The 21,465-nt window shown below is 58.0% G+C and carries 16 protein-coding genes, 1 pseudogene and 2 CRISPR repeat arrays; of the genes and pseudogenes, 12 read left to right on the forward strand and 5 right to left on the reverse strand.

Translation table 11 applies throughout. From position 1 onward, the window contains the following. Positions 1 to 12: 12 nt before the first annotated feature. Positions 13 to 123, forward strand: a pseudogene (locus KQ307_RS14855) (type I restriction-modification system subunit M N-terminal domain-containing protein); the annotation flags it as partial. Between the two features lie 80 nt (positions 124 to 203). Next, positions 204 to 2,545: direct repeats of the CRISPR family, unit length 36 nt; unit sequence GTTTCCAATCAAGTGGTGTCACCAGCGAGTGGTGAC. Positions 2,546 to 2,724: 179 nt separating this feature from the next. On the opposite strand, the gene cas2 reads toward KQ307_RS14855, so the two are convergent. Genes cas2 through csx18 form a run of 3 tightly spaced genes read right to left on the reverse strand, consistent with a single transcriptional unit; the run spans position 2,725 to position 4,298 of the window. After that, complete coding sequence (cas2, locus tag KQ307_RS02745; protein WP_259726840.1) at positions 2,725 to 3,012, reverse strand: CRISPR-associated endonuclease Cas2; 288 nt, start codon at positions 3,010 to 3,012, stop codon at positions 2,725 to 2,727. A 3-nt stretch (positions 3,013 to 3,015) separates the two neighbouring features. Beyond that, complete coding sequence (gene cas1 / locus KQ307_RS02750; protein WP_259726841.1) at positions 3,016 to 4,032, reverse strand: CRISPR-associated endonuclease Cas1; 1,017 nt, start codon at positions 4,030 to 4,032, stop codon at positions 3,016 to 3,018. Beyond that, positions 4,008 to 4,298 carry a CRISPR-associated protein Csx18 gene (gene csx18 / locus KQ307_RS02755; RefSeq protein ID WP_259726842.1) on the reverse strand — a complete coding sequence of 97 codons (291 nt, stop codon included), beginning with the start codon at positions 4,296 to 4,298 and terminating at the stop codon, positions 4,008 to 4,010. The genes cas1 and csx18 overlap by 25 nt, the downstream gene beginning before the upstream one ends. A 263-nt stretch (positions 4,299 to 4,561) precedes the next feature. Between csx18 and KQ307_RS02760 the strand changes: the two genes are divergently transcribed. From KQ307_RS02760 to KQ307_RS02810, 11 genes are all read left to right on the forward strand, one after another. Further along, complete coding sequence (locus KQ307_RS02760; RefSeq protein WP_259726843.1) at positions 4,562 to 4,927, forward strand: type III-B CRISPR-associated protein Cas10/Cmr2; 366 nt, start codon at positions 4,562 to 4,564, stop codon at positions 4,925 to 4,927. Positions 4,928 to 5,050: 123 nt separating this feature from the next. After that, positions 5,051 to 6,172: a Cas10/Cmr2 second palm domain-containing protein gene (locus tag KQ307_RS02765; RefSeq protein ID WP_259726844.1), complete on the forward strand. Its 1,122-nt coding sequence runs from the start codon at positions 5,051 to 5,053 to the stop codon at positions 6,170 to 6,172. Further along, complete coding sequence (locus tag KQ307_RS02770; RefSeq protein WP_259726845.1) at positions 6,169 to 7,236, forward strand: type III-B CRISPR module-associated protein Cmr3; 1,068 nt, start codon at positions 6,169 to 6,171, stop codon at positions 7,234 to 7,236. Before KQ307_RS02765 ends, KQ307_RS02770 begins: the two co-directional genes overlap by 4 nt. Before the next feature lie 72 nt (positions 7,237 to 7,308). After that, positions 7,309 to 8,160, forward strand: a complete 852-nt coding sequence (locus tag KQ307_RS02775; protein WP_259726846.1) for an RAMP superfamily CRISPR-associated protein — start codon at positions 7,309 to 7,311, stop codon at positions 8,158 to 8,160. Further along, the gene (locus KQ307_RS02780; protein WP_259726847.1) at positions 8,160 to 8,588 is read left to right on the forward strand and encodes a hypothetical protein; all 429 of its coding nucleotides are present in this window, start codon (positions 8,160 to 8,162) and stop codon (positions 8,586 to 8,588) included. Before KQ307_RS02775 ends, KQ307_RS02780 begins: the two co-directional genes overlap by 1 nt. After that, complete coding sequence (locus KQ307_RS02785; protein ID WP_259726848.1) at positions 8,588 to 10,741, forward strand: RAMP superfamily CRISPR-associated protein; 2,154 nt, start codon at positions 8,588 to 8,590, stop codon at positions 10,739 to 10,741. Before KQ307_RS02780 ends, KQ307_RS02785 begins: the two co-directional genes overlap by 1 nt. After that, positions 10,738 to 12,027 carry a TIGR02710 family CRISPR-associated CARF protein gene (locus tag KQ307_RS02790; protein ID WP_259726849.1) on the forward strand — a complete coding sequence of 430 codons (1,290 nt, stop codon included), beginning with the start codon at positions 10,738 to 10,740 and terminating at the stop codon, positions 12,025 to 12,027. Before KQ307_RS02785 ends, KQ307_RS02790 begins: the two co-directional genes overlap by 4 nt. Next, positions 12,024 to 13,361 carry a TIGR02710 family CRISPR-associated CARF protein gene (locus KQ307_RS02795; RefSeq protein WP_259726850.1) on the forward strand — a complete coding sequence of 446 codons (1,338 nt, stop codon included), beginning with the start codon at positions 12,024 to 12,026 and terminating at the stop codon, positions 13,359 to 13,361. Before KQ307_RS02790 ends, KQ307_RS02795 begins: the two co-directional genes overlap by 4 nt. 36 nt (positions 13,362 to 13,397) lie before the next feature. After that, positions 13,398 to 17,709: a CRISPR direct-repeat array (repeat unit 36 nt; unit sequence GTTTCCAATTAAGTGGTGTCACCAACGAGTGGTGAC). 402 nt (positions 17,710 to 18,111) lie between these two features. Continuing rightward, complete coding sequence (locus KQ307_RS02800) at positions 18,112 to 18,786, forward strand: alpha-ketoglutarate-dependent dioxygenase AlkB (RefSeq protein ID WP_259726851.1); 675 nt, start codon at positions 18,112 to 18,114, stop codon at positions 18,784 to 18,786. Next, a complete protein-coding gene (locus KQ307_RS02805; protein ID WP_259726852.1) occupies positions 18,779 to 19,657 on the forward strand; it encodes a hypothetical protein in 879 nt (292 codons plus the stop codon). The genes KQ307_RS02800 and KQ307_RS02805 overlap by 8 nt, the downstream gene beginning before the upstream one ends. Before the next feature lie 73 nt (positions 19,658 to 19,730). Next, a complete protein-coding gene (locus tag KQ307_RS02810; protein ID WP_259726853.1) occupies positions 19,731 to 19,952 on the forward strand; it encodes a hypothetical protein in 222 nt (73 codons plus the stop codon). Here the strand turns inward: KQ307_RS02810 and KQ307_RS02815 are convergent. Next, a complete protein-coding gene (locus KQ307_RS02815; RefSeq protein ID WP_259726854.1) occupies positions 19,908 to 20,630 on the reverse strand; it encodes a hypothetical protein in 723 nt (240 codons plus the stop codon). The genes KQ307_RS02810 and KQ307_RS02815 overlap by 45 nt on opposite strands. Before the next feature lie 136 nt (positions 20,631 to 20,766). Then, a complete protein-coding gene (locus KQ307_RS02820; protein ID WP_259726855.1) occupies positions 20,767 to 21,282 on the reverse strand; it encodes a hypothetical protein in 516 nt (171 codons plus the stop codon). Positions 21,283 to 21,465 lie beyond the last annotated feature (183 nt).

The following is a 21,465-nucleotide window of genomic DNA, read 5'->3' on the forward strand; positions in this document are numbered from 1 at the left end:
CTGCGCGGGAAGATGGAGGCCTGGGAGTTCAAGGAATACATCTTCGGGATGCTGTTCTTGAAGCGCTACTCCGATGGCTTCGAGCAGCGGCGCCAGCAGATCATCTCCGAGCAGATCGAGAAGGGCAGAAGCCAGGAAGAGTCCTTGCATCGGGCCGAAACCAAGGCCTTCTACAGCGAGCACTTCTCCAGCCACTACAAGGCGTTCCCGATCAAGTGGTGTCACCAGCGAGTGGTGACCTTCCTAGAGGAGCACATGACTCGCGCTCAGGTCCTCAAGTTTCCAATCAAGTGGTGTCACCAGCGAGTGGTGACGAGAAGGTCAAAGAAAAGCACCACTGTTACAACAGCGGGTTTCCAATCAAGTGGTGTCACCAGCGAGTGGTGACGGCGACGGAGGCCATGTGGGATTCGGCAGTAGATGACGTTTCCAATCAAGTGGTGTCACCAGCGAGTGGTGACTCACCAGCCAGGATCGGCCACACTTTGACCCACTGGAGTTTCCAATCAAGTGGTGTCACCAGCGAGTGGTGACATGAGTCTCTTCGCGCTGCGCTTCACCGCTGCAGACTGGTTTCCAATCAAGTGGTGTCACCAGCGAGTGGTGACTCCCAGCTACAGCAAAAGGCAATAACTCACTTAGAAGTAGTTTCCAATCAAGTGGTGTCACCAGCGAGTGGTGACCCGGGGAACTCGTGCAGTCATTCTTCCGCTTCGTTGAGCGCCGGTTTCCAATCAAGTGGTGTCACCAGCGAGTGGTGACCAGTGGTTGACCAGCTGGGGGCCGGCCGGGCGTTCCGTTTCCAATCAAGTGGTGTCACCAGCGAGTGGTGACCATGCTTATGCTCATGCATAGCAACATTGCTGCGCTGGGTTTCCAATCAAGTGGTGTCACCAGCGAGTGGTGACAAGAACTTCTTCATAGAAGGTGCCGCTCAAGGTTTGAGTGTTTCCAATCAAATGGTGTCACCAGCGAGTGGTGACAGCTCTTACACATTCGATGCAAGTTCTAGGTGTTGTAAAGTTTCCAATCAAGTGGTGTCACCAGCGAGTGGTGACACGTGGCGCTTTTCGTGGACCCCTTGTACCCACTCGTTTCCAATCAAGTGGTGTCACCAGCGAGTGGTGACCGGAGGACGATGGGGAACCCCATCCGCAACTGCTTCAGTTTCCAATCAAGTGGTGTCACCAGCGAGTGGTGACCTAAAGCACAAGAGAAGCTTGTTGCTAGGCGAGTTTCTCTGGTTTCCAATCAAGTGGTGTCACCAGCGAGTGGTGACACAGAAGATTTTGCCGCTGCAGCCATTCAGGCATTTAAGGTTTCCAATCAAGTGGTGTCACCAGCGAGTGGTGACCCTACGGGAGTTGGTCGGTGAAGAACGTGCCCAACAGCGAGTTTCCAATCAAGTGGTGTCACCAGCGAGTGGTGACAGTAAAGCTTACGATCTCTACAGACGCACTCAGCGTAAGGTTTCCAATCAAGTGGTGTCACCAGCGAGTGGTGACTTGGATGCTCGAAGTCATGGCCGCGTTCCCTGGCTTGCGGTTTCCAATCAAGTGGTGTCACCAGCGAGTGGTGACAGTTCGACTTCTGCAAAACAGCGAAGAAGCCTTACGACGTGTTTCCAATCAAGTGGTGTCACCAGCGAGTGGTGACCTGGAGAAAGGAGTTTCTCCGTGGCGGAAGCCTTGGAAAGTTTCCAATCAAGTGGTGTCACCAGCGAGTGGTGACAACGGCAATACCACCTATCGTTGCATTGTGCAAAGTGCAAGTTTCCAATCAAGTGGTGTCACCAGCGAGTGGTGACTTCACGCCCAGTACACCGAGCAGCGCCTTCGAAGCATCGGGTTTCCAATCAAGTGGTGTCACCAGCGAGTGGTGACACTTCACTGTCTCCCCATGGCAACCCGGACAATCACGTTTCCAATCAAGTGGTGTCACCAGCGAGTGGTGACCTGGCTCTCGGCGCCGGTTACACCCGCAAGACCAAAGAGTTTCCAATCAAGTGGTGTCACCAGCGAGTGGTGACCTCGTCAATATCATTCACTTCTTAATAGTAGAACTATTAGTTTCCAATCAAGTGGTGTCACCAGCGAGTGGTGACCTGGTGGTCGCCCGCCAGCGGCGAAATAGCCCACGAAGTTTCCAATCAAGTGGTGTCACCAGCGAGTGGTGACTTTTTTTGTTCTGCACGGTAGTAACCATGCGTATGTTGTTTCCAATCAAGTGGTGTCACCAGCGAGTGGTGACCTATCTGACTGATGGTTTTACTGAGATCTTCTGGTCTAAGTTTCCAATCAAGTGGTGTCACCAGCGAGTGGTGACGCAGCCGCTGGGACCATCCCTATGACCTCGACGATGTTTCCAATCAAGTGGTGTCACCAGCGAGTGGTGACTATCCTAATACTGATATGTATCTTGGAGATCCTGACCTGGTTTCCAATCAAGTGGTGTCACCAGCGAGTGGTGACGCTAGATCCTGTTCTAGATAAAGAGGTAATCAGTTTAGGTTTCCAATCAAGTGGTGTCACCAGCGAGTGGTGACAGCGGCCTCGAAAGGCCTTGCAAGGCAAGCGATCCGAAGACCGTTTGCGCGCACCTCCATCCTGCGGCCTGATCAGCCCCTGGGCAAGCCTGTGGAGAACCTTCAAAGACCCTGCGCTGCAGGGCAGCGCGCAGGATCACGTCATCACTGGTGTTCTCGGCAATCCAGGCGTTGCGCGCTCAGATCACCGGGTCGTCCCAGCTTGTGCTGGCAACGGCTTTGCCAAGATGCACGATCCGCGCGCAGCTCGCTTCCGGCACCGGCCACAGGCGTACGCTGTCGTGATCGGGCTGGATCAGCCGAGTCAGGCGTTGCCGCACCGTGCCGATCTCCTCCTTGCGCAGATTGCACTCGAACACGCTCCATTGAACGCGCACGCCGTAGCCTTCCAGCAGCTTGGCGAGTTTGCGGCGTCGTTTATTGCTGGGGCTGTCATAGGCGATCACCCAGAGTTGTTCGTCTGCCATCGTTCAGCGCCGCTGTGGAACAACCAGTCCATTCACCGGTGCATACACGAAGCGAACAAAGGAACGCACCAGGCCGTCCACCACATCCCAGCGTGCCCCCTGGCTGCCATCTGCCAGCGTCACCCGTTCTGCCATATACGCAGACCATGCCTTCAGCCACAGGCGGCGGCTGGCTTCATCCAGAAAGATGCCGCCATCACGGTTCTCGAAGCCCTGGTCGGCCCGGATCCGGCGCACGCGGATCATCCACACATTGAACGGGTCCACCAGCAAGGTGCGCAAGGGTTCGATCAGATCCGAAACCAGCGCGGCATGCCGCGGTGAGCCCACATGCAACACCCCTTCATAGGGATCCAGCCCCTGCAGTTCGATGCGTGTGAGCACACCGTTCCAGAGCACTGAATAGCCAAACCCGCAGAGTGCATCGAATGGAGTGGTGGGTGGCCGCCGATGCCTTCCCAGAAAGGCAAAGCCATCGCCTTCCAGTAATCGTCCCAGCGCCGTGAAGTAGTCGGCGGCGGCATTTCCCTCAAGGCCACGGATGCGATCCGCTGATCGGGCCTGGCGCACCTGTTGCGCGTGCCACTGCAGCCGTTCAATCGTGCCAGCGACCAGCTCCCTGCGGTCGCGCCGCGTGAGCCGCAGCAACAGCACTCGGCCATTGGCGATCTTGCCTGCGATCAGGCTGGTGGCGGCCGCGAGCCGATCCGCCTCCCCCAGCAGCAGCTGATACCGGCCCCGGTGCCGGTAGCCGCCCTCCACCGGTTGCACCCGACCGTGGCACCAGCCATGGCGGCTCAGGTAAGCGATCGGGATGCCCCGTTGCAGGCAGGCGCGAATCAGCGGCGTGCTCAGTTGCAGGTTGCCCATCACCAGGATCTGATCCAGCAACGGCAGCCGCACCCTCTCCACTTCATCCCCACGGCTGCGCACCACCAGCTGCTCCCCCTCGATGCCGGCGCTGCCGAACGGACGCAGCAGGTAGAGGCTGCGCATCACTGCCACGGCAGGCGCTGCCACCTGTTGGCCGGCTTCAGGCTGCGCCCGGCAGTGCGCCCAGCAGAACTGGCGTTTGTCGCCTTGCCATCACGGATCGCAAGCCACTGCTGCAGCACCCGGCCCAGCAGCCCGCAACAGAAGGTGCTGGCCGTGATCAGCAGGGTGAGCGTGATCACACTCGCCAGGCCCAGCGGAGCGATCAACAGCAGCACCAGGCTGATGGCCCCGTTGATCAGGCTGATCAGGCCCTGAACCAGCAGGGCCGCTCGGGTGGATGGAGAGGGCATGAACAAGGCTGTGGCAACGAATGCCCTTCAGCCTGGAGTGATGGGGCGTTGAGATCCGCCTTCTCCTGCGAAGGACCGGATTCAGAGCTGGGCCCCCTGCTTGTTGACGAAGCTCGGTGATTCGCACGAAAATGTCTGCAGATTGCTGAGATGCCGCCTAGAACAGCCCCACTCGAACAAAACCGTTGCTCTCAACCTCTGAGTCAGCAGCTCAGCCGCCTGCTCAGCCCACCGATCCGCCAGCCGGCACTTCCACATACACGGTGGTCACCTTCGCACCGGTGCAGGGTTTCATTAGCTCCTCGCGAAAGTTGCGGGATCTGTTTGGGAGCTCGTTGCTGCTCTCGGTTCTGGCCAAGGCCATCGCTGATGACGCTGCAGAGCGGTTCGATCCTGCGCAACAACCAACAGACGAGAGGCGAAAACTCGAAGTGCTCAGCCCCGCCTTGGTGGATGTGGCTCGGGGGGTACCGAATACCCTCGTAATCTGTGGAGTTTACAAGAAAGGGCATGCCCAGGATGCCTTGAAGATGGCCTGGGGCGAGATTCTCGTTAGTACACGTACCTGGATTGAATCCACGTTTCCCCAGTTCGTCTACGACTGGGAAGCGATCTGGAAGCAATGCTAGGAGCACGCCTGGGAGGTATTCCATGCCCATGGCGAAAGTATCCAGTCCGCCCGCAAGCGCCTGGCCCTAAACAAGCAATCCCGCGCCTGGAGCGGCATCAACTGGACCGGCGAGAGTTCCACCTTGGGCGGCAGCGATGCCATCGCCCGGCCATCGATGGGTCGGGTGATCGACCCGCGTGAGATCTCCTTTGGCGAAGCCGATGCGGAGGCCAAGTCTTTCATCGCAGCGCTGGCGTCCCGCTTCGGTGAGGCCTTCGCTGGTGAGGGAGAGCAGCCCTCGCTGCCTGAGTTGGTCAAACGGCTGGTCACCTACCCCGATGTGGCGAAGGTCGCTTTCCCGGCAGAAGCTGCCGACAAAGTGCGCTCGCAGAGATTCAATGCGATCGCCAACTCCGAGCAGATCGGCTGGTTCATGGCTGATGGCGATGGGGTCGGTGACTACCTCAAGGAGCAGGCCAAAGGAGATGCCGCCCAGGAGGCCATCGAGCTCCAGAGCTTCAGCAAGGCCCTCGGCACCTGGGCCGAGGGCCTGTACAAGAAGGTGCCCGATATCCAACACATGCATGGCAAGGCCACCGTCGTTTACGCAGGCGGCGACGATCTGCTGGGTGCGCTGCACGGGAGGCCTGATGCCAGTGATCAGAACCTGGAAGCAAAGCTCATGCCCATGGATCTGTTCCAGTGGCTGAAGACATTCCCCGCTCTCTGGGGTGAACATGGGCAAGGGATCAGCGTCTCCATGGGCCTGGTCTGGACTACTGACAAGGTGCCCCAGCGGGAGGCCCTGCAGCAGGTGCGCGAGGCCGAAAGCAGCGCCAAGAGAGGTGGCAAGGATCGCTTTGCCTTGAAGCTGCTGTTCTCAGGCGGGCAGTCGATCGAGTGGGTGTGCCCCTGGGCGCTGCTGCCTCAGCTTCTGGAGGGCTACCGCGATAGACGCGGCAGAAAAGGTGAGGCTGATGGTGCTGACTGGGGCCACTTAGCCACTGATGTGGAATCGCTCCACGGCCGGCGGGCCCTCGGAACCAAGCAGGATCCTGAATCGGGTGAGGCCGTGGCCCAAGCCCTCTGGGACATCTATTTCCCAGGCCTGTCACCACCGGCAAAATCTGCGGGGACGAAAGCGGTTCCCGAGGGTCATATCACCCAGCCCCTTGCTGCCTGGCTCACCGATCTGGCCCGGGTGATGACACGGCTTCAGAAACCCCAGCCCACCGTTGCAGCAACTCAAGAGGTGGCGGCATGAGCATCCCTTTCGCGCACCTGATCACCCTGGAGCCGCTCGGTCTGCTTTATGCGAGCAGCGGCCGCTTTCTCTCGGCTGAAAACCTCGTCGGCAAGGCGGGCGAGCACTTTCCACCTGATTCCCCCGCCTTCGCCGGCCTGGTTGCCACCCAGCTGCCGCGTGCCGAGGTGCGCGACTTGCACACGGCGGGGCCCTTCTGGGTCGGCGAGGTCAAGGGCCAAGAAGAGCTGATGCTGCCGGCTCCGTTCAACCTGCTGCAGCAGAAGCCGGCAGGTGATTCGGGTTGGCGCTCCTGCAGCTCACGCCTGGTCTGGAAAGCAGATGAAGATCGCCCGGAGGAAGCCGGCTGGCAACCAGCCGATGGTTCCGAGCCGCCGGCCAAGCCCATCCGCGGCGGCTGGATTCCCCTCTCAAGCTGGAACAAGCAACACCAACCTGGATTCGAGGTCCGCAGCGATCCCTGGACATCACTGCCCCACCTGCACCCCCGGCTCCGCGATGACGAACGCGTCAGCGCCCAGGAGGGAGCCTTGTTTCTGGAACTGGCTGTGGCTCTGGAACCGGGGGTGCGCCTGGCCTATCTCTGCAGCCATCACGTGGAGGAAGGCCGTTACCGCTTCGGCGGGGAAGGCCACCTGGTGGAGCTGCGGGTGCAGCCGGTGCCAGAGGCCTTGATCGAACTGCTCAAGCGTGACCTCAAGGGCAGCTTCGCCCTGGTGACACCCGGCCTGTGGGGGGGCAAGCGGTTGTCCCAGCGTGAACCGCTCGACAGCTCCCGCCAGCCCGCCATTCACCCTTGGCGCCACGGCGGCCGGGGCCCCGCCCTGCTGACGGATCGGCCCCAGCCCTGGCGCCACCGGCTCGGTGAAGGCAACAAGAGCAAAGCCACCGACGGCAAGCGCCGCCTCTCCCGTGGGCGTTGGGCCGTTCCCCCCGGCACCTGCGTTCAGGTGCCCGCCGGCCATACCCTGCTTCCCTGGCCGTCCTGGCCCGAGAGCTGGTTCCCCCGCGAGGGTTTCAGCTTCAAGCAACTCGGCACCGGCCTGGCCCTGCCGATTCCCTGAGCCCTCTCCTGCTGAGTTTCCTTCCCGCTTTCAACCCCAATTCCGCGCCTACCCCCTTTTCTTTTCCGCCCGATGTACGCCCGCCGTTACGGATTAATCGAAACCCTCGCCCCCCTTCACGTGGGTGCTTCCGCCGGCGAGGAAGCCGGCAACCTCAACCTGATCTTTCGCGATGCCTACACCCAGACCGGGATGATCCCCGGTAGCTCGATCCGTGGCCGCTTTCGGGCGGAAGCACGGCGCGCCGACCCCGAAGCCACAAAGGTGTGGTTCGGCGCCGAGGCGGCGAACGACGCCAAGGAGTTCAGCGAAGCGCTGGTGAAGTTCGAGTACGCCTCCCTGGTGTGGCTGCCCGTGTTCTCACCGGGCCAGCCGGTGGTCTGGGTGAGCTCGCCCCGTCTGCTGGATCGCTACCGGCGCGTGATCAACGATTTGAGTTTGAAGCTCCCCGCTCCCTACACAGCCAGCCCGGGGCTGCGGGCCCGTGATCAGCAGGGTGGGAAGGACCAGAAGAAAACCCTGTTCTTCAATCTCGGTTTCATGCAAGTCGAACCTGAGCCAGCCCTGGCCCGCTGGATCCCGAAGAAGGGTGAGAAAGACACAATCCCGAAAGATTGCCTGGTGGTGGTCGACGATGCAGACATTGGCGCCATCCACGACATGGCCCTCTACCGCCAGAGCCGGGTGAAACTGGCTGACAACGAAAAGAAGGTGGATGGTAGAGCCTTCTTCAACGTTGAGGCACTTCCTGAGGGGTCCGTACTCGTTTTTCCCATAGGTATTCGCCCACCTACAAAGAGCGGTCCTCCCGATAGCTGGGAGCCGTTCGGCCCAAGTAGTACTGGCGAGCTTTATTTTGGTGGCCTAGAAAGCATCGGCTTCGGCCGCTGCAATGTGACCTTGTTTGATGAGGAGGTGGGCTGATGGGCTGGCATGCATACGACCTGGATCACCTTGCCTTGGAAATTGTGCTTCGGGCGAAAGAACGAGACAAGAAAGACAAAACAGATAGCCGTAACCAAGCCCATAAGATGCGCGCCGCCTGTGCCTATGGCCTGGAACGCTTTTGGGGGGAACACCTGCGGCTGGAAAAAGAAGAACCGAACAAGGCCAAATTCATAGCCGACGTCTGGCATGCATTGGTATCTATCCTTGCCAAGACAGGAATACTTCTGCCGGATAAAGTACTAACCAAGAACAGCCCTGAAGAAGAAATCGCCAATGTTGCCAATCAGCTCTGGAATCTGAATCGCCATGATCAATCATTGACTTTAGCAGTGCTTACCAATCTATGTGATGCCGTGGTTTGGTGGACCCAGCGCCTAATGGTGGCAAAGGAGGCTCAAGACTGATGGGAAAACATCCGAAGCGGAGAGGTTCAGGTGGTCCACCTCAAAACAAGCAAGCGAACAAGCCAAAACCAAGCACAAAGACGGAAGACCAGCAACAAGGCTACGCAGGTTCGTCGCTTATTAGCAATATAAATCGGCCATCGATGCGGCTGGACTCTCCATCTACTGCTCATTTATCCCATCAATCAACGCATCCCTCGACAAAGGCTTCAACCCCTTTATTTGATCAGTTGATTGCATTACCTACTCATTCTCTAGCGGCTGGTGCGTGTAGTGAGATATCAAGCGAAACAAGCTTAGAAGTTGATCATGCCAAAGTCCCGATGGAATATCGGGCTCAGGTGCAGGGCCGCTGCCAGCGACAAAAGGCAGATCTACCAGACGCAAAGATTTGGATCCAGGAATGGAAAGATTCCTTACCCCCTTCGGCACCTTTTAAAGCTTTCCAGAGCGATCCGAAGACAGCAAGGACTTTCAACTATCAGGTCGATTGGCGTCTAATCACAAACAGCGGCACAGATGATGGCATTATCCGCCCAGTGATTGCAGCTGGTGGCTGGCCGGTCATTCCAGGCAGTTCAATAAAGGGTTTGTTCCGCCGTGGCTGCGGAAAAACGCCTCTTGATAAGGTTGATATTACGAAATGGTGCGGATCAAGCGCGGGCGAGGCCGATAAAGATTCCAAGTCAGGGATCCTCCGATTCCACGGTGCGTGGCCAGTTACTGCAGAAACAAATCCTGAATGGAAGGAAAGACTTCTAGACGTTGCTCATCCGCAGCAGAACTGGCAACTTGGTTTTAATGAACAATCAAGAATAGAGAAAGGCAGGGAAAAGCATAACGCCAACGCAATTGTGAGTCTTTTTAGACCAATGATTCAGATCAGTATCACCAGCACGGAAGCCTTATTAGATCAGGAATGGGATAAAATTAAATTGACACTAGAGCGTGGGCTGGCTCAAGGAATTGGTGGTCGAACCAGCGCTGGATATGGAAGTATTCAAGGCATTAGTGAGACTCCGTTTCTTTCTATCGGACTTACAGGGCAAGGGGTGGCATCTCAGCTACTCGATAAAACTCCCGAATTTCGGCCTAATCAGTTCAGGGCAGCAATTCGTGGTATGGCAATGAGGGTACTTGGAGGCCTGACAGACGATCAAATCACGATGGGAGTCGTTGACCACCTGTTTGGAGGCCTAGGAAAATCGGCTCCAAAGGTTGGTCTGTTGATGAGCCAATTTACGGTTCAAGAATACGAACAAGGCAGTTATGGAAGGGGGCAAGCCACTTATTCTGTTTCCGGTCAACTCCGATGGTTGATTAATGATTCGAAACGCAGCAGTGAGGATCTAGATTTACTTCGAAATTTTCTCTACAAGCTCCATTCTTTGGTGATGGTTCTTGGTGGTTTTGGCCGCGGAAGCAGAAGGCTAGACCATTCATGCTTTCCACTTGCTGACGGCAATTTTTACAGGCGAAATTCCATTGGAACTCATTGGCAATGGTTGCAACCGAATCTGCTGCCGCCTGGCTTGAACCCATGCTCAGTCGAAGAACTCAACAAGCTCATTGCCGACACACGCTCCATAGCTGGACAATACATGAAAACAAAGAATTTTTTGCAAGGATCAAAACTAGCCCCATGGCGAGAAGTAATACACCCAGACCGCTCGCTTGTATGGGCTCGCAAGGCATCTGGCCCAAATGACTCTGTTTCCATTAACTGGTTCCATGATCAAGAAGGGCCACCATGCATAAAGAAAACAGATCTAACCGGGTCCATGGGAAAGGTTGGTCGCATCTGGAGCAGAATGTATCCAATTATCAATTCCGATACTCCATTGGGGTCGCATCGATCTCCGGCAGAGTTACAACAACCAAAGCCTGACCCCTTTGCCAAACCCGTGAATCCATTCGACAGGGGCAAGCGGCCAGGAAATCGCATCACTCCTCCTCTGCCACACAGGACGGCGAGAGAAGCAAGACCACAACTTGCATTAATAAATGACTTTTGGGAGGGCGAGTATCTTGAGATTGTTACTTATTACAAGGGCGCCAACAACATCGAGCTTGAATCTCAATTCTTGAAGTTCATGAAATCCGGAGGGGGAGTGGATGCTTGTTTTATTCCAATTAATTTTTCCACCCCTTGACGCGCGTCCTCCTCGTCACCGTCGGCGGCAGCCCCGAGCCCATCCTCGAAGCGGTGCGCCTGCATCAGCCTGATCAGGTGGTCTTCGTGGTCAGCGCACCCCCATGCGAGGCCCCGAGCCTGGAGCAGGTGACCGGTGGGGGGGCACCGTGCCGCCATGTCCTGGAGGATGGGAGCCAGGATGACCGCCCCAACCTGGTGACACAGTTGGCCCTGGAGGGATTCGACCCTGAAAGGCACCTGGTACTGCTCCCGGATCCAGACGATTTCAGCGACGTCTACCAACGCCTGCGCCGTTTCACCAGCCAATGGCGCCAGACGATCCCAGATCTCGATTTACGCGGGGATTGCAGTGGTGGCACCAAGTCGATGAGTGCCGCCCTGGTGATGGCCCTGGCAGAACAGGACGCCGAACTCACAATCGTCAGCGGCCGGCGCAGGGATCTGGTACGCATCGGCAGCAGTGAAGGGCTGCGCTCCCTGGGTATCCAGCCGCTGCAGGCCGATCGGCGGCTGCAGGAAAGGCTGGCGCTCTTCCTGGAGGATCATCGCTACGACCGAGCACGTCAAAGCCTCAAGGATTACCTGGAGTATCAAGGCGATGCCTTGAGCGATGATCGCTACAACGCCGGACATCGTGTCCTCTGGATCCTCGACGCCCTTGTGCTCTGGGATCGCTTTTGCTGGAAGGAGGCCCTTGATCGTGCCGATGCCATCCACTTGGAAGTGGTCCTGCCCGAGCTGATGGGGTGGTGGCAAAGGGTCTGGGCCTCAAGGCGTTGGCTCGATGCCAACGTTCCGGAGATTCCAGTCACCGGCTACGAACTGGTTCAAGACCTGCTGCTCAACGCCGAGCGCCGCGGCCGCCGCGGTTGGTTCGATGATGCCGTGGCTCGCCTCTACCGCGCTCTGGAGTTGCTGGCCCAGACCTACATCCAGATCGAGTTGCACCTTGACCATCGCCAGCAACACTTGAAGATCGGCGCCAATCAATTGCTCGATTGGCTTCAACGGCGCGAGGGCTCAGAGGGCCTCGGCGGGATCTTCAATCAGCGAAGGGGTCGGATCCAGTCCGTGTTGGCGGCTCGCAATGACTCCCTGTTGGCCCATGGCCTCAAGCCGATCGAAGCCAAGGTTTGGCAATCGCTCCAGGATCAGCTCGCCAACCTCGTTGAAGAAACGCTGGAGGAGCTGGGGATCACCCCAGGTCCGCTTCCGGTTCAACTCCCCGGCAAGGCCATGCTGCAATTGCCCGACGTCCAACTCCTGCTCAGCGCCCCCCAATGACCCGCACCCTTGTGCTCACCGTGGGCCAATCTGACGGCCCGATCGTGAACTGCCTCAACAGCGTGAAGCCGGATCGCGCCGTATTCCTCTGCTCCTCCGGCAGCCGCGCTGTGGTGGACGCCGTTGTGGCCCAGGTGGATCTGCCGGATTTCGATCCAGAGCGGGATGTGCTGGAGCTACAGCAACGCCTCGGCCGCAACCAGGGGGGCGACGTGGTGAACTCCCTCGATCGCCTCGACCACGTCTACCTCCAAGCACGGGATCTGCTGGATCGTCTGCGCCAGGAGAACCCAGGCGCCAAACTCTCGGTGGATTACACCGGTGGGACCAAGACCATGGCCACCGGCCTGGCCATGGCCGCCGTCGATGATGGCCAGGTGGACCTCCTGCTCACCACCACCAACCGCCCAAGCGCCGGTGTGGCCATCAGCGGTCCCAGCCTGCCTGTGCCTGTCGCCCTCGGAAGCCTGCAGATTCGGCGCTTGCTGGAGGCCGAACTCCCCCCCCTACTGCGCCGCTACGACTACGCCGCCGCTCGGGAAGCGGTGGTGCGTGTGAGGCTGCTCCTGCCCCAGGGGCCGCAGGCCACGGAACTGACGCGCTTGGAGCAGCTCCTGCAGGCCTTTGATGCCTGGGATCGTTTCGATCACAAGGCGGCCGCGGATCTACTGGGCCTCCAGGCGGGAGACCCCAAGCTCCAAGCACTCTTGCTGGAACTCAAGCGGGTGATCCATTCCCGCCGGCAATTGGATGAGACAGCCGAACGCGAGCAGTGGCCTGCTATTCGTGGCCATGGCCAGGAAACTGTGGAGGATCTGCTCCTCAATGCCGAGCGCCGTGCCAAGCAACAGCGTTACGACGATGCCGTGGGCCGGCTCTACCGCGCCATGGAGCTCACGGCGCAATTGCTGCTCAAGCGGGAGTTCAATCAGCTCACCGCTGCTGTCGATCTGGAGCAAGTGCCGGCCTCTGTTCTGCAGGCCTACACCCTGAAGCAATACAACCAGCCCGGGGGCGGAGCCCTGAGGCTGGGCATGAGCGACAGCTTTGATCTGCTGGCGGCCTACGAACACCCTGTCGGGATGGCCTGGGCTGAGCAGCGTTCCGCATTGGTAGATCAACTCAAGCTGCGCAACGCAAGCCTGTTTGCCCACGGCTTCCAGCCCATCAGCGCCGCAGGCTGGAAATCACTCAGGGGCAGCATTGGTGTCTTCCTGTCGGCCGCGATCGCTACGGCCTCAGGCACTCAGCCTCGAGCGCATGGGGCCCTCAGTCAATTTCCAGCTTCTCTGGAAGAGCTTGGTGTTGACCGGGCGTCCATACAAGGAGGCTAGAAACGGGCATCGTATCTGCTCTGACACACAGGCCAAGTTTCCATTTAAGTGGTGTCACCAAAGAGTGGTGACCAGAAGAGATCGGAGCGTTCATTGCAAGGCAAGATTGACGGGTTTCCAATTAAGTAGTGTCACCAACGAGTGGTGACCCATCTACCACTGGGGGATGTTCGCCCTGGGGCTTGCCGTTTCCAATTAAGTGGTGTCACCAACGAGTGGTGACTCCAGCAACGTGACCCGCAAGGGCGCCTTGTGGGGTTCGCGTTTCCAATTAAGTGGTGTCACCAACGAGTGGTGACGAACCCTGCCCGGCGCAGCTCCTGCCGCATGGAGAAGTTTCCAATTAAGTGGTGTCACCAACGAGTGGTGACACGTCCAAAGACTTCTTTGGCAACCGTTGGGCCATGAATGGTTTCCAATTAAGTGGTGTCACCAACGAGTGGTGACCGTCCCATGGCATACCTGGCCACATGCGTGCTGGCAGGGTTTCCAATTAAGTGGTGTCACCAACGAGTGGTGACTTATCGGTATCAATAACAAGACCTTCTTCAGCCACTACAAGTTTCCAATTAAGTGGTGTCACCAACGAGTGGTGACCGTTCCTTCTATGAGGGTGTGTACGGATGTACCATCAGTTTCCAATTAAGTGGTGTCACCAACGAGTGGTGACCGCATCTTGCACAACATCCCACAGCAGGCCCAGCTACCAGTTTCCAATTAAGTGGTGTCACCAACGAGTGGTGACGTCTCAGAGTCTATGACAAACGCTTCATGTATCACATGGGGTTTCCAATTAAGTGGTGTCACCAACGAGTGGTGACGCTACAACCTCACGACCAAAGAAGCCGATTCACGGGGTTTCCAATTAAGTGGTGTCACCAACGAGTGGTGACAAGAAGCTCCCCTCGGTGACAGAATCACCATCTTCAGCAAAGTTTCCAATTAAGTGGTGTCACCAACGAGTGGTGACCTCTGATGATGCCGACAACATGGAAGAGCAGATCCAATAGTTTCCAATTATGTGGTGTCACCAACGAGTGGTGACAAAGTTGAACTGGCTTATGGTGGAAAGATGAAAATTCAAGTTTCCAATTAAGTGGTGTCACCAACGAGTGGTGACTAATAACCATTCTCTCCAAACTCCAATCCCTTAACGGTTTCCAATTAAGTGGTGTCACCAACGAGTGGTGACTAATCCATCATGCTTTACTCAATCACAGCAATCATCATGTTTCCAATTAAGTGGTGTCACCAACGAGTGGTGACACATCGCTGCGCTGGATCATCAGAATGCTATTCTGCGGTTTCCAATTAAGTGGTGTCACCAACGAGTGGTGACAACAGATCAATTCGTCAACCACCAAGCAACCAAATCAAATGAGTTTCCAATTAAGTGGTGTCACCAACGAGTGGTGACCAAGAGCTCGACTACTGCAACGATGGAACTGGCAGCCAGTTTCCAATTAAGTGGTGTCACCAACGAGTGGTGACACGTACACTGCACCAGCATCATGACCACCCGTCACCTCCTGGTTTCCAATTAAGTGGTGTCACCAACGAGTGGTGACGCGTTCGTTAGAGCGTAACGTTAATCCTAACAAAAAAGTTTCCAATTAAGTGGTGTCACCAACGAGTGGTGACCTCTTACGATCTCCCCCGGAAGGGGCTCGGAGTCGAGAAGTTTCTAATTAAGTGGTGTCACCAACGAGTGGTGACCGAATTAGTGTAATGCGTGTCACCCTCACCTGGCTAAAAAGGTTTCCAATTAAGTGGTGTCACCAACGAGTGGTGACCTCTCCCTGTTCGGTGATGACGCCAAACCGGCAAAGGCTGTTTCCAATTAAGTGGTGTCACCAACGAGTGGTGACGGATTGGAGCTAGGCCCTTCGGGGCTTAGCTCTTTTCATGTTTCCAATTAAGTGGTGTCACCAACGAGTGGTGACTTGAGTGGCATGACTACTCGTTACGTGATGACTGGACCTGTTTCCAATTAAGTGGTGTCACCAACGAGTGGTGACCTTCCACCGCTCCCGTTCCTTCTGATGATGCCGACAACATGAAGTTTCCAATTAAGTGGTGTCACCAACGAGTGGTGACCTGTCATCGCCGCTCTCTTCACCTTCGTGCCAGTAAGCACGTTTCCAATTAAGTGGTGTCACCAACGAGTGGTGACTTACGATTTTCTGACTGAACCTCAGTTGAGAACGCTGGTTGTTTCCAATTAAGTGGTGTCACCAACGAGTGGTGACTGGGGACTGCCTGGATTTTGTGTCCTCGCAGCCGTCATAGTTTCCAATTAAGTGGTGTCACCAACGAGTGGTGACTTGATGCTGCGGTTTCCGGTGAGAATGGGCTGAGAGTATCGTTTCCAATTAAGTGGTGTCACCAACGAGTGGTGACTATGAGGAAGCGCAGGCAATCAAGGCCCGTGCACGTAAAGTTTCCAATTAAGTGGTGTCACCAACGAGTGGTGACTTGCCTACGCGCACTACCGTCATCTCCGCGGCTTCAAAGGTTTCCAATTAAGTGGTGTCACCAACGAGTGGTGACCTCCCACCTGTTCTCCGCAATCTGATCATGAAAAAAGTTTCCAATTAAGTGGTGTCACCAACGAGTGGTGACGGAAGACTTCCTCTTTGATTATTTCTATACCAAGAGGTTTCCAATTAAGTGGTGTCACCAACGAGTGGTGACCTTTGCAATCTTTGGTCGCACTGCGAACCTTCAGGTAGGTGAGTTTCCAATTAAGTGGTGTCACCAACGAGTGGTGACCCGCTTTCATCGAGGGGTTCCGGATCTGCAAGCCTGGCCGTTTCCAATTAAGTGGTGTCACCAACGAGTGGTGACAAGGCCGACAAGGAGGGTTGCTGACATGGCGAACGAGGTTTCCAATTAAGTGGTGTCACCAACGAGTGGTGACGGGGCTGGTGGCGCCGGTAGGGGTGACCATCTCGGACGCGTTTCCAATTAAGTGGTGTCACCAACGAGTGGTGACTGGGTTACACCCATTACTTTTACCGGAAAGACTACATAGGCTCTGGCCAGTTTCCAATTAAGTGGTGTCACCAACGAGTGGTGACATGGGATTCTCTCCCAGCTCTGGCTCTCCTTCCACGGTTTCCAATTAAGTGGTGTCACCAACGAGTGGTGACCTATTGCATCATGGTTAAGACCCAAGGTGGTGTGGCGTTTCCAATTAAGTGGTGTCACCAACGAGTGGTGACGGGTCAGGCATGGTACGGAACGGCCGCAGACCTTGCCAGGTTTCCAATTAAGTGGTGTCACCAACGAGTGGTGACGATAGGGGTCCGGCTTACGTCAGTGCCTACCTTGGAGAGTTTCAAATTAAGTGGTGTCACCAACGAGTGGTGACAACGCTGGAAACAATGCTGGAAAGTAATGCTGGTATCGAGTTTCCAATTAAGTGGTGTCACCAACGAGTGGTGACCATTCAAGCTTACGGGGCCTAAAGGCCCTCCTAAGCCTAGTTTCCAATTAAGTGGTGTCACCAACGAGTGGTGACCCAGCACTCCACGGAGGCCTATGACCAGCAACACCACCAGTTTCCAATTAAGTGGTGTCACCAACGAGTGGTGACAATCTACCAAAACCCACCTATCGTTGAATGTTGCGGTTCGTGGTTTCCAATTAAGTGGTGTCACCAACGAGTGGTGACGTGATCGATCAGAACCACCGCGCTGCTGAGGTCCTCTGGGTTTCCAATTAAGTGGTGTCACCAACGAGTGGTGACTGGAGAGAGTCAGGATCCGCCTGCGCAGGCGGGCTGCTGGTTTCCAATTAAGTGGTGTCACCAACGAGTGGTGACATTGTGACGATGACGTCCCTTCAGCAGCCAGCTGACCCCTGTTTCCAATTAAGTGGTGTCACCAACGAGTGGTGACTCGTGCCGCTGAGCACCGCAGTAATCCACGAGAACCACCGGTTTCCAATTAAGTGGTGTCACCAACGAGTGGTGACATTTTCCCAGCTGATAACCCATCGGACGACTGGCGGTGGTGTTTCCAATTAAGTGGTGTCACCAACGAGTGGTGACATGCTTACGATTTCCTGACTGAACCGCAACTACGAACCGTTTCCAATTAAGTGGTGTCACCAACGAGTGGTGACGCCGTTGGCACCGTGCTTTATGGGACGATTTTAAGAGGCGTTTCCAATTAAGTGGTGTCACCAACGAGTGGTGACTGTTCATGTGATTTTCGACCCACCAGAAACCAAAGGGTTTCCAATTAAGTGGTGTCACCAACGAGTGGTGACCTGGGATCACTGGTGGATGTGCGAAGACGAGGCCGCTGTTTCCAATTAAGTGGTGTCACCAACGAGTGGTGACTGCGGCCCCGAAAGGCCTTGCGGCGCAGCTGGTCCGAAGGCCATTAGCGCGCACCTCCACTGTGGCGCTCCCGAGATCACCTGACAACCCTGTGGAAAACCTTGAAACCCTTTGCGGTGCAATTGAGCGCGCAGCGCTACGGCGCCATGCGGGTTTTCGGAGAATCCGGCGTTGCGCGCTGGGGCAGCATGCACAAAAGGCCAGGCATGGGAAGCTCTCCCGGTATGGCGCAAGTAGCGCGCAGCCCCTGCCTTGAAACGATGGGGTTACCGATTCAAGCGATCGGTGTGGTCCGAAGATCGAGAAGGCCTCCCTTGAACTCCCACACATTGGTCGTTCGCAGGTAAGACCTCTGCAAATTCCATCCCGTCAGGTGACGATGGAGACCAGACCCAAAGTGTGATGGACCAGCAGCTCGACATCTTCCATTCCCCGGCTCCTCCAGCCCGGGAAAGCCAGCTCCTACCCAGACCCCCCCTGGTGCTGAGCAAGGAGGGACTTGCCCTGCGCTGCTGGCCCCATTGGGCGACCGATGCTGATGACCTGCTGGAGCGCTTGAGCCAGGAGGTGCCCTGGAAGCAGGACACCATCACCCTCTATGGCCGCACCCATTCGCTGCCTCGCCTCACCTGCTGGGTGGGTGATCCCGGTTGTTCTTACACCTACAGCGGTGTGCGCAACCCCATCGAGGTCTGGAGCCCCTTGCTTCAGCATCTGCGCGAGCGCGTGGAGTGCGCTGTGGGCTGGGGCTTCAACTCGTTGCTGCTTAACCGCTACCGCGATGGCCGCGACAAACTTGACTGGCACGCCGACGATGAGCGAGAGCTCGATCCAGAGGCGCCGATCGCCTCATTGAGCCTGGGGGCCGAGCGCAGCTTCCGGTTGCGGCCGCGGGATCCCGAAGCCATCACGGAAGCCCCCCTCTCTGTGGAGCTGGGCCATGGCGATCTGCTGGTGATGGATCCCCCCACCCAGCGCCTCTGGCTCCACCAGGTGCCCAAGCGGCTGCGCGTGCAGCGCGAGCGCATCAACCTCACCTTCCGATCCATTCGCCCCGAGGCCTTGAACCATGTATGAGCTGCTCATTCCCCGCGTGATCGGGGCCTTCTCCAAACCGCAGGAGCCCGAGCGGGTCTTTCTGAAGCGCGTCCAGAAGGCTGATGTCCGCATGCGCCAGAACTACAAAAGCCAGCAGACGATTGGATCAGCGATCTACGAAGATCCATCCGTCCGTGCCGCCTACCTGCTTGGTTACCTGGGCCATTACAGCCTTCAGCTGGGCGATGTGCTCACGGCCCTGGATGGTCAACCAGAAGCGGCGGCTGTGCTCTGCCAACCGCATCTGCGCGTGGCCGCCCTCTGCGGTGGGCCGGCGCCGGAAGCAATCGCCCTGGCCGCGCTCCACAGCCAGCTGAGGGGCGAGAGCCTCGAGGTGACGGTGTTTGATCGCAATGCACTCCACTGGCAAGACTGCTGGCCGATCAGCCAGGAGGTGGCGAACCACTACCCCACTCACCCCCAAGTGAGGATCAGTGGTCAGAGCGTCGATCTGGTGGCCACCCCGATGGGCCCCAAGGAGCGGGCTGTTCTGGGTCGCTGCCAGGTGCTCACGGCCATGAACTGCCTTAATGAGCTCTATGGCCTCGGTGTTGAGCACCTGCGGCGGGCTCTGGCCGAGCGGCTCGATGTCCTGCCGCCAGGGGCCCTGGTGTTGGCCAGTGATCAGGCGAACTACCCCGACTGCGAGCGGGGCCTTGCCGTCCTGCATGAGCTGCTCCAGGAACGACAAGCCAAGGTGCATCTCGCTGATTTGAAACGCAGCGAGGCCCATGTGGTCGCCAACAGATTTGGGCTTCCTGAACGCATCAGCTGGATGTACGGCCCGGAGAACGAGAACAATTTTCGGGTGTGGGTCCGTCAGCTGCGGCTGGCCGCCTGCCTCCCATGACTCGTCGTTCGCACGTAGCTCTGCGTAGCCCAATGAGATTCGGGGAAGGCTGGGGGCTGCGTTCACCATGGCCATGCCCCCGATCAATCCGCCCAGGCAGGGAAGCTGGGAGCACTTCCACCAGCACATCCACTGGCGCGTTGTACCTCCTGGCCCCGCCAGAGCCGTCGCCATCCCCGTGGCGGTGCGCCGTCCTGCGATCGCCGCTGGCGCCCCCAATGGCGCCAGCGGCGCCGACGTTGTTCCCGGCCTACTCCAGCGAGCGCTCCGTCGCCTGCACCGCTGGTTCCGATGACGAGTCTTGGTTGGTATTCATTGTCTGAGCGTTCCTGCTTGATCGGCAGCTTTGCAAGCCCCTCCGACCCTGCAAATCAAAGGGATCCACCCCAGCCGGAGGAAGCGCCCGACTGACGCGAACCGCCGTTCCAGCCAACAGCAAGGCCTGGCCCCCCGGAATCAACGCAAGGGCCAGCGAAAGCACCAGGGAGGCGCCAGCACCAGAGAGCACCGCCAGCCCAACAGCCCTCAGGCCCTGCTGCACCAACGTTTGTTGTGCCTCTCCCTGGGCCGACAGCAGCTCCCGATGATGACGATGCAGCCACCAGGCCAGCGCCACGGCTGCCGCCAGCAGCGCCGCCTCAAGGGATTCGATACCGATGGCGCCAGGCATGCCTGGGGCACCCAGTGCATCGAGACCACCATCCAGCTGCGCCTGGCCAATCTCAACAGGATCCATGGCCTCGGCGCCCCGGGCCCGGTTCCAGCCAGCTGTCTCGAAGCTCCAGCCGTCTGTGGCCGCCCCTCCCCAGGTCTGGGGCCGCCAGTGGCTCAGGTCCTTTTCCGCCAGCCAGGCGGTGACGGCCGCCTCGGGATCGGGGGCCCGCAACAACAAGTCCGGCACCTGGCCGGTGACCGCAGCCCCATGGCGACTCAACCGCTCCTGGAGCGCGGCCAGGGCATTGGGGTCGGCCACAGCTTCTCCCAGCCGAGCGACCAAAGCGGCCCAACCGCCTGAACGCAACGCGATGCCGAAAGGATCAGGCGCACGGGTTGGACCCTTGGTCAACATGGGCTCAGCAACCATGGAAAGCGATGCCGCACTGATCGGCTCAGGACCCCTGCAGCTGGGTGTTGGCGCCACCGCTGAACAGCTGGCCCAGGTTCAGGCCGGCTTCATGGGCAGCCCGGTGCAGCTCTGGGCGCTGCTCATCGCTGAGGCCATCCCAGAAGGCATGGAACAGATCCAGCGAAGCCTTGCCCATGCCCACCAGCCCCAGCAGCGAGAGCGGCAGGGACAGCCAGGGGAACACCAGCAGCAACACCGCCAGCACCGCGCTTACCGCGGCTCCCTGCTTCACGGATTCCCATACCGTGCTGGCGATCGCCTGGATCTGGGTGGCCCGGTCGATCTCGCCGCGTTGGCGCAGAGCCTCCGTGCGCAACCCCGTGAGCAGTGCCTGGTAGATGGCATACACAGCGACGCCCCCGAGGGTGGATTCGCTCACGAACTCACCGCCGCCGAAGGCGGCGTGGTTGCCGTTCAGGTCGATCGAAGCCAGCCCAGCGGCGGGAGCCACCTCCCAGCCAGCACGGGGGAGTCGGAAAGGATCACGTTCGCGGCCCATGGGGAAACCCCACATTGTTAATCCAGCATGGCGGAGGCATTCGTTTTCAGGTGGCGCATAAGTGCGAACAACCAATCCGATCCATGGATCAACTGGACGGCGGCCAGACTGATGCCATCGCTCTGATCGTTCCAGGCCACCAAAGCCTCTGCCAAGCCCCAGACGATCCCTCCCTTCGCCAGC

Origin of the sequence: Synechococcus sp. CS-1326 (genome assembly GCF_025128115.1) — a bacterium.
Classification (GTDB): domain Bacteria; phylum Cyanobacteriota; class Cyanobacteriia; order PCC-6307; family Cyanobiaceae; genus Regnicoccus.

Coding starts and splice junctions, on each gene's coding strand:
- cas2 (WP_259726840.1), bottom strand. CDS start 3,012: ATGGCAGACGAACAACTCTGGGTGATCGCCTATGACAGCCCCAGCAAT.
- csx18 (WP_259726842.1), bottom strand. CDS start 4,298: ATGCCCTCTCCATCCACCCGAGCGGCCCTGCTGGTTCAGGGCCTGATC.
- KQ307_RS02770 (WP_259726845.1), top strand. CDS start 6,169: ATGAGCATCCCTTTCGCGCACCTGATCACCCTGGAGCCGCTCGGTCTG.
- KQ307_RS02775 (WP_259726846.1), top strand. CDS start 7,309: ATGTACGCCCGCCGTTACGGATTAATCGAAACCCTCGCCCCCCTTCAC.
- KQ307_RS02780 (WP_259726847.1), top strand. CDS start 8,160: ATGGGCTGGCATGCATACGACCTGGATCACCTTGCCTTGGAAATTGTG.
- KQ307_RS02785 (WP_259726848.1), top strand. CDS start 8,588: ATGGGAAAACATCCGAAGCGGAGAGGTTCAGGTGGTCCACCTCAAAAC.
- KQ307_RS02795 (WP_259726850.1), top strand. CDS start 12,024: ATGACCCGCACCCTTGTGCTCACCGTGGGCCAATCTGACGGCCCGATC.
- KQ307_RS02800 (WP_259726851.1), top strand. CDS start 18,112: ATGGACCAGCAGCTCGACATCTTCCATTCCCCGGCTCCTCCAGCCCGG.
- KQ307_RS02805 (WP_259726852.1), top strand. CDS start 18,779: ATGTATGAGCTGCTCATTCCCCGCGTGATCGGGGCCTTCTCCAAACCG.
- KQ307_RS02810 (WP_259726853.1), top strand. CDS start 19,731: ATGCCCCCGATCAATCCGCCCAGGCAGGGAAGCTGGGAGCACTTCCAC.
- KQ307_RS02820 (WP_259726855.1), bottom strand. CDS start 21,282: ATGGGCCGCGAACGTGATCCTTTCCGACTCCCCCGTGCTGGCTGGGAG.